The sequence below is a fragment of the Kitasatospora sp. NPDC040550 genome, from assembly GCF_055594965.1.
In genome coordinates, this window is record NZ_JBVIWC010000012.1 from 163,084 (window position 1) to 169,909 (window position 6,826).

Below are 6,826 nucleotides of genomic sequence, written 5' to 3' on the forward strand. Positions count from 1 at the left end.
GCGTCCACCCCCGGGTGGACGGTCAGCGCGGCCGCCGCGCCAGCAGGTAGCCGCGCCGGGTGTCGGCCTCCTCCGGCAGGCCGTCCCGCTCCAGCCGGGCCTCGACGACGAACCCGGCCCCGGTGAGGCGGGCGGCGACGGCCTCGGTCCGCAGGAAGTGGAAGTCCACGTCGACGTCATGGCCCCACCACTCCTCCAGGTGCCGCACCTCCTCGCCCAGATGGAAGGAGACCAGCAGCAGGCCGCCGGGCCGCAGCACCCGCAGCATCTCGGCGAAGGCGGGCAGCAGCTCGTCCGGCTCCAGGTGGATCACCGAGTACAGCGCCACGGCCGCCGCGAACTCGCCGTCGGCGGCGGGCAGCGCCAGCAGGTCCCCGGCGCGGAACTCGGCCCCGGGGTGCTCGCGTGCGGCCAGCTCGACCATCCGCGGCGACAGGTCGATCCCGACCACCCGCGCGCCCCGCCCGGTCAGCCACCCCGCCACGTGCCCCGGCCCGCACCCCAGGTCCGCCACCAGCCCGCCGGCCGCCTCCTCCACGACGGCCCCCAGCAGTGCCCGGTCCACCACCTTGTGCGCCAACTCACCCCCGATCCGCCCCAGGTACTCCTCCGCCACCGCGTCGTAACTCCCGCGCACCCGTTCGTGTCCGGTTCCCATGGGCCTCACCCTGGCACGGCCGCCCGCCCCGCACCCGGGGTTCCGCGCACCCGGCCCGGCGTCCGCTCCGGGGCGGGCACGCGATGCCGTCCGGTGCTCCCGGCGCTCCCGGCCCTTCGCGGCCGACGCCGTGCCGTCCCGTCCTCGCGCCGTTCCTCGCGCCGTCGGGTTCCCGCTCGGGGTGTCCTGGCCTGCCCCGGACGGCGGAGAGCCCCCGCCGGAGGGGGCGGGGGCTCTCGATGACTCGCGTGGACGGCGGCCGTGCGGGGGTCAGGCGGCGACGGGCTGCTGCTCCGCAGCGGAGGCCGGGGCCGGGGCCGGGGTGGTGGGCAGGTGGCGCAGGAGGCGGTGGGCCAGGACGGCGGCGCCGAGGGCGAAGACCAGGCCGACGACGGCGGCGACGTGCAGGCCGTCCGTGAAGGCGCCGCGGGCGGTCTCCAGCAGGTCCGGGCCGAGCCGGCCGGGCAGGTGGGCCGCGACGGAGACCGCGCCGCCGAGGGTGTCCTGCGCGGTGGCGGCGGCCGTGCCGTCGACGCCCGCCGGGAGGGCGCCGTCCAGCTGGTGGCGGTAGACCGCGGCGCCCGCCGCGCCCAGCAGGGCGATGCCGAGCGAGCTGCCGAGTTCGACGGCGGTCTCGGAGGTGGCGGCGGCGGCCCCGGCCTGCTCGACCGGGGCGGCCGAGACGACCATCTCGGCGGTCATCGTCATGGTGCCGACGGTGCCCGCGGCCAGCACGCCCGCCGCGGTGAGGATGAGCGCCAGCGGGGAGTGCGGGCCGACCTGGGTCATCATCGCGAAGCCGCCGGCGCCGACCACGAAGCCGCCGCCCATCAAAGCCGCCGGGCGGACCTTGCCGGCCAGCGCCGAGCTGATCCCGATCGCCGCGCCGACGCCCACGCTGGGCACCAGCGACCAGAGCGAGGCGGTGAACGGGCTCATGCCCTTGACCAGCTGGAGGTACTGGGAGGTGAAGAGTGCGAAGCCCATCATCGCGAACATGGCGAGGGTGTTGACGCTGATCGCCCCGTTGAAGGTGCGGATCCGGAACAGGCTCAGGTCGATCAGCGGGTGCGCGGCGGTGCGCTGGCGCCACACGAAGGCGCCGGTGAACAGCAGCCCGGCTGCGGCGGCGAGGGCGGGGAGCGGGCTCCAGCCGTCCACGGCGAGGGTCTTGACGCCGTAGACCAGGGGGAGGATCGCGGCGAGCGAGAGCGCGGCGCCGGACAGGTCGAAGCGGCCGGTGCGGGCGGCGGTGCGGTACTCGGGCAGCAGGACGGGTGCGGTCAGCAGCACCAGGACCATCACCGGGACGGCGACCAGGAAGGCCGAGCCCCACCAGTAGTGGTCGAGCAGCAGCCCGCCGGCGACCGGGCCGAGGGTGGCCCCGGCGGTGAGGACGCCGCCCCAGGCGCCGAGGGCGACCTGCCGCTGCTTGGGGTCGTGGAACATGGTGCGGATCAGCGCGAGGGTCGAGGGCATCACGGTGGCCCCGGCGACGCCGAGCAGGGCGCGGGCGGCGATCAGCTGTTCGGCACTGCCGGACCACGCGGCCAGCAGCGAGGCGCCGGTGAAGCCCGCGGCACCGATCATCAGCAGCCGGCGGCGGCCGATCCGGTCGCCCAGCGCGCCCATCGTGATGAGCAGTCCGGCCAGCAGGAACGAGTACATGTCCATGATCCACAGCTGCTGGGTGCCGCTGGGGGCCAGCTCGGTGGAGATGTAGGGGACGGCGAAGAACAGCACGCCCATGTCCATGGAGAGCACGAGGGTCGGGAGCAGGAGGACGGCCAGGCCGGTCCATTCGCGACGGCCTGCGCGGCCGGTGGTTGCGGTCATGGGGAAGACGGTACGGACGTGTCAGACGCTTGTCTAGTACAGATGTGTAAATCGCTGGTCCAAGACGTCCGTCCCATACGCTCGTCCCATACATCCGTGCAAGACATCCGTGCAGATCTTCCGTAGGATCAGGGCATGGGAAACCGCGAAGACCTGATGGCCGGCGCCAAGCACTGCCTGTACGAGAAGGGCTACGGGCGCACCACGGCCCGCGACATCGCGAGTGCCTCGGGTGTCAGCCTGGCCGCGATCGGCTACCACTTCGGCTCGAAGGACGCGCTGCTCAACGCCGCGATGATCGAGGCGATCGGCGAGATGGGTGAGGCCCTGGGGGTGGTGGTCTACGGCGCCAACCAGGTGTCGGACGACCCCGAGCTGCGCTTCGCCGCCGCCTGGAACGGCCTGCGGGACGTCTTCGCCGAGCACCGTGGGCTCTGGGCCGCGCAGTTCGAGGCGCTCGCCCAGGCCGGGCACAACCCGGAGCTGGCGAAGGCCTTCGAGGAGGCGCAGAAGGACGGGCGGCTCGGGCTCGCCGCCGTGTTCCAGGGGCTGCCCGAGGTGCCGGACACCGAGGAGGAGCTCGCGCGCGGCACTTTTTACCAGATCCTGCTGGCCGGCTACGTCGCCCAGTGGCTGGCCGCGCCCGACCTGGCGCCGACCGGCCAGGAGTTCCTGCGCGGGCTCCGGCTGGTCAGCGGCAGCGTGCTGGGGGCCGGCGCCACGCCGTGACGCGCGCTACCCGGTGTCGCGCGCTACGCGGTGACGGCGGTCAGCAGCACCACCGAGTCGACGTGGGCCACCAGCCCGTGCCGCTCCTGCGGTACGGGCTCCAGCTCACCCGCGGCCAGCTCCACCCGCCGCCCGGCGATGGTCAGCGAGACCCGGCCGCGCAGCACCTGGACGCTCCCCGCGGTGGGCGGGGTGTGCTCGTCCAGCGAGGTGCCCGCGGTCAGGGCGATCACCGTCTGCCGCAGCACCCCGTCGTGCAGCACCAGATGGGCGCTGCGCCCGTGCGGGCCCTCGGCCGCCCGGGCGGCGTGCTCCACGGCGAGCCGTTCGAGGTCGGGCATGGCGCCTCCTCTTCCTGTGCCGGGGCTCGGGCCGTGTGCCCAGGCTGGCGGACGCGCCGCCGCCGCGCACCCGGGAGGGGCCCGGAGCGGGCCGCCCGAGGTGCAGCCCCCGCCGACTGCCCGCATCGTGGAGGCATGGCGACCAACCAGAGGATCTTGAACGGACTCCAGGTCAACCGCTCGCTGCTGGCCGGCGGCGTGGTGCTGACCGGCATCGGCTCGGTGCTCGGCGCGGCCGGGGCGGCGCTGGTGTGCGCGGCGCTGTTCACCGCGGGCCGGGACTGGGTGCGCGGCATGGAGACCCCGCCGGGCGCGCTCGCCCAACGGGCCCTGCACGAGGCGAAGGTGGCTTCCTCTGCGGGCTGGGAGGCCTGGCGCGCGGAGCACGGCTCGCCCAACTGAGCACCTGCGCCCGCCCGTCCGAGCGCCCGTCCGCCCGTCCGAGCGCCCGTCCGCCCGTCCGAGCGCAGCGCCCGGACGTCCGAGCGCAGCGCCCGGACGTCCGAACGGGTGCGGCGGGCCACCATGGGGGTGCGGCCCGCCGCGGTTCAGGGGTTCCGGGGCTCTGCGGTTCAGGGGTTCCGGGCTTCTGCGGTTCCGGGCTCCGCGGTTCGGGGGTTCCGGGGCGCCGCTACAGCCCCAGCGACTTGGCGATGATGCTGCGCATGACCTCGCTGGTGCCGCCGTAGATCCGGAAGACCCGGTTGTCGGTGTAGAGCCGGGCGATCGGGTACTCCAGGATGTAGCCGTAACCGCCGTGCAGCTGGAGGCACTTGTCGATCACGGTGGAGGCCGACTCGGTGCAGAACAGCTTCGCGGCGGCCGCGTCCGCGACGCTCAACTCGCCGTTCTGGTAGAGCTCCAGCGCCCGGTCCACCATCGACTGCTGCGCCAGCACCTGGGCCTGGCAGTCGGCCAGGGTGAACTTGGTGTTCTGGAACTCGGCCACCGCCTTGCCGAACACCTTGCGGTCCTTGACGTACTGCACCGCGAACCGCACCGCCGCCGCGGCCGCCGCGTACGCGCCGACCGCGATCGCCAGCCGCTCCTGCACCAGGTTGTGGGTCAGGTACGAGAAGGCCCGGCCCTCCTCGCCGAGCAGGTCCTCCACCGGCACCTTGACGTCGACGAACGCCAACTCGGCGGTGTCCGAGGTGCGCAGGCCGATCTTCTGCAGCTTGCGCCCGACCGAGTAGCCCGGCGAGGTGGTGTCCACGCACAGGATGGAGAGCCCGGCCCGGCGGTTCTCCGGGTCGTACGGGGCGGTGCGGGCGACCACCAGGACCAGGTCGGCCAGCACGCCGCCGGTGATGAAGGTCTTGGCGCCGTTCAGGACGTAGTGGGTGCCGTCCTCGGAGAGCCGGGCGGTGGTGGTGATGCCCGCGAGGTCGGAGCCGGCGCCCGGTTCGGTCATCGCGATCGCGGTCATGATGTCGCCGGAGACGAAGCCGGGCAGCCAGCGCCGCTTCTGCTCCTCGTTCGCGTACTCCAGCAGGTACGGCAGCACCAGTCCGGTGTGCACGCCGGAGGAGCCGAAGCTCACCCCCGCGCGGGCGGTCTCCTCGGCGATCACCGCCTGGTACTTGAACCCGCTCTCGCCGGCGCCGCCGTACTCCTCCGGCACCTCGATGCCGTAGACGCCGAGTTCGCCGAGCTGGCGGTAGAAGTCGCGGGGCGGGTGGCCGTCGGCCTCCCAGCTCTCGTAGACCGGGACGACCTCGTTGGCGATGAAGTCCCGGATGGTCTCCCGGAAGGCCTCGTGGTCCTCGTTGAACACGGTGCGGCGCACGGCGGCGCTCCCTTCGACGGTGCCGGCCGGGGGGTCGGCGGAGGCGGAACGTACCAGGTGGTGGCTCGACAAGTTAATCCCGGGTAGCCTCGACTGTCCAGCGTCGGCGGGCCCGGAAATGCTGCTCGACACGGGTGCCAAGTGAATCCTTGCTAGCCTTCGGGCGGAGCTCGGGACGGATGCGGGGAGGTGCGCGATGGTGGTCCGAAGGCCGCCCGGCCGACGCGCCCAGATCCTCGCCGTGGCCGCCGACCGCTTCCACCGCAACGGCTACCACCAGGTCTCGATGACCGAGGTCGCGGCGGGGGTGGGCATCACCGCGCCCGCGCTCTACCGGCACTTCCGCGGCAAGCCGGAACTGCTCGACCGTGCCGTCCGGTTGGGCCTGGACGCGCTCGGCGACGGCCTGCGCGCGGCCGGCAGCGCCACCGAACTCGGCGCCGTGCTGGCCGCGGTGGCGGTCGCCCACCGCCCGCTCGGCACCCTGGTGCAGCGCGACGCCCGACTGCTGCCGCCGGCCCGCCGGGCCGGACTGCGCCGTGAACTCCGCGCGGACGTCGCCCTGATGGCCGCCGTACTGCGCGCCGAGCGGCCGGAACTGGCCTCCCCGGACGCCGAGTTGCTCTGCTGGTCGGCGCTCTCCGGCTGCGCCGGGCTGTCCTACCAGTCGGCCGCCCCGCAGCCCCGCCGGGCCGAGGCGCTGCTGCGCGAACTGGTCGCGGCCGTCCTCGCGGTCCCCCTGGACGGCACCGCCGCCGGCGCCCTGGCGCCCACCGGTGAGGCGCCCGAGTCGAGGCCGCAGGCCCGCCGCGAGGAGCTGCTCGCCGCCGCCGTCCGGCTGTTCCACCAGCGCGGCTTCGACAACGTCAGCACCGACCAACTCGGCGCCGCCGTCGGCATCTCCGGCCCGAGCGTGTACCGGCACTTCGACAGCAAGGCCCAGCTGCTCGCCGCCTCCCTGGTGCGCAGCCGGGAGCGGCTCTGGCACGAGGTGGACGGCGCGATCTCGACGGCCGCCGGGCCGGCGGAGGCGCTGGCGGCCGGGCTGGGCGGGTACGTCGACTTCGCGCTGCGCAACGGCGACTACCTGGGGGCGATGCTGAGCGAGACCGAGCGGTTGGCCCCGCCGGACCGCCGGGCCGCGGTGGACTTCCGGCGGGACTTCCTGCGCACCTGGGTGGGGCTGCTCCGGCAGGTGCGCCCGGAGTACGACGCGGTGACCGCCCGGATCCGGGTGCACGCGCTGTTCTCGCTGGTCAACGACGGGGTGCGGAACCGCCCGTACAGTGCCCGGCCCGACCTCGGCGACTGCCTGCGGCGGATCGGCCGGGCCGTGCTGGGCGTGGACGCCTGAGAGCTCCGAGAGGCATCCAGGGGCACCCGGGGGACGGAGCGGGCCGGGGGGGCCCCCCCCCCCCCGCGAGGAGGCGGGACCAGACCCTCCCTTTCTGTGTTGGAGTACACCGACCCCCC

The 6,826-nt window shown here is 74.4% G+C and carries 7 protein-coding genes; 3 read left to right on the forward strand and 4 right to left on the reverse strand.

What is annotated here, in order from left to right:
* Window positions 1–22: 22 nt before the first annotated feature.
* Both ACZ58X_RS19655 and ACZ58X_RS19660 read right to left on the reverse strand, forming a co-directional pair.
* On the reverse strand, window positions 23–658 hold the full coding sequence (locus ACZ58X_RS19655) for a class I SAM-dependent methyltransferase (RefSeq protein ID WP_470334879.1): 636 nt from the start codon (window positions 656–658) through the stop codon (window positions 23–25).
* Between the two features lie 270 nt (window positions 659–928).
* Window positions 929–2,494 (reverse strand): MFS transporter, encoded by a 1,566-nt coding sequence (locus ACZ58X_RS19660; RefSeq protein ID WP_470334880.1) that lies wholly within the window; start codon window positions 2,492–2,494, stop codon window positions 929–931.
* 135 nt (window positions 2,495–2,629) lie between these two features.
* On the opposite strand from ACZ58X_RS19660, the gene ACZ58X_RS19665 reads away from it, so the two are divergent.
* Complete coding sequence (locus ACZ58X_RS19665) at window positions 2,630–3,223, forward strand: TetR/AcrR family transcriptional regulator (protein WP_470334881.1); 594 nt, start codon at window positions 2,630–2,632, stop codon at window positions 3,221–3,223.
* Window positions 3,224–3,246: 23 nt separating this feature from the next.
* Here ACZ58X_RS19665 and ACZ58X_RS19670 read toward each other — a convergent pair whose 3' ends face one another.
* A complete protein-coding gene (locus ACZ58X_RS19670) occupies window positions 3,247–3,564 on the reverse strand; it encodes a cupin domain-containing protein (RefSeq protein WP_375887415.1) in 318 nt (105 codons plus the stop codon).
* Between the two features lie 135 nt (window positions 3,565–3,699).
* Here ACZ58X_RS19670 and ACZ58X_RS19675 point away from each other — a divergent pair, with 135 nt between their 5' ends.
* Window positions 3,700–3,966 (forward strand): hypothetical protein, encoded by a 267-nt coding sequence (locus ACZ58X_RS19675; RefSeq protein ID WP_470334882.1) that lies wholly within the window; start codon window positions 3,700–3,702, stop codon window positions 3,964–3,966.
* A gap of 229 nt (window positions 3,967–4,195) precedes the next feature.
* Here ACZ58X_RS19675 and ACZ58X_RS19680 read toward each other — a convergent pair whose 3' ends face one another.
* On the reverse strand, window positions 4,196–5,353 hold the full coding sequence (locus ACZ58X_RS19680) for an acyl-CoA dehydrogenase family protein (protein ID WP_470334883.1): 1,158 nt from the start codon (window positions 5,351–5,353) through the stop codon (window positions 4,196–4,198).
* A gap of 196 nt (window positions 5,354–5,549) precedes the next feature.
* Here ACZ58X_RS19680 and ACZ58X_RS19685 point away from each other — a divergent pair, with 196 nt between their 5' ends.
* Window positions 5,550–6,707 (forward strand): TetR/AcrR family transcriptional regulator, encoded by a 1,158-nt coding sequence (locus tag ACZ58X_RS19685; protein ID WP_470334884.1) that lies wholly within the window; start codon window positions 5,550–5,552, stop codon window positions 6,705–6,707.
* Window positions 6,708–6,826: the final 119 nt, after the last annotated feature.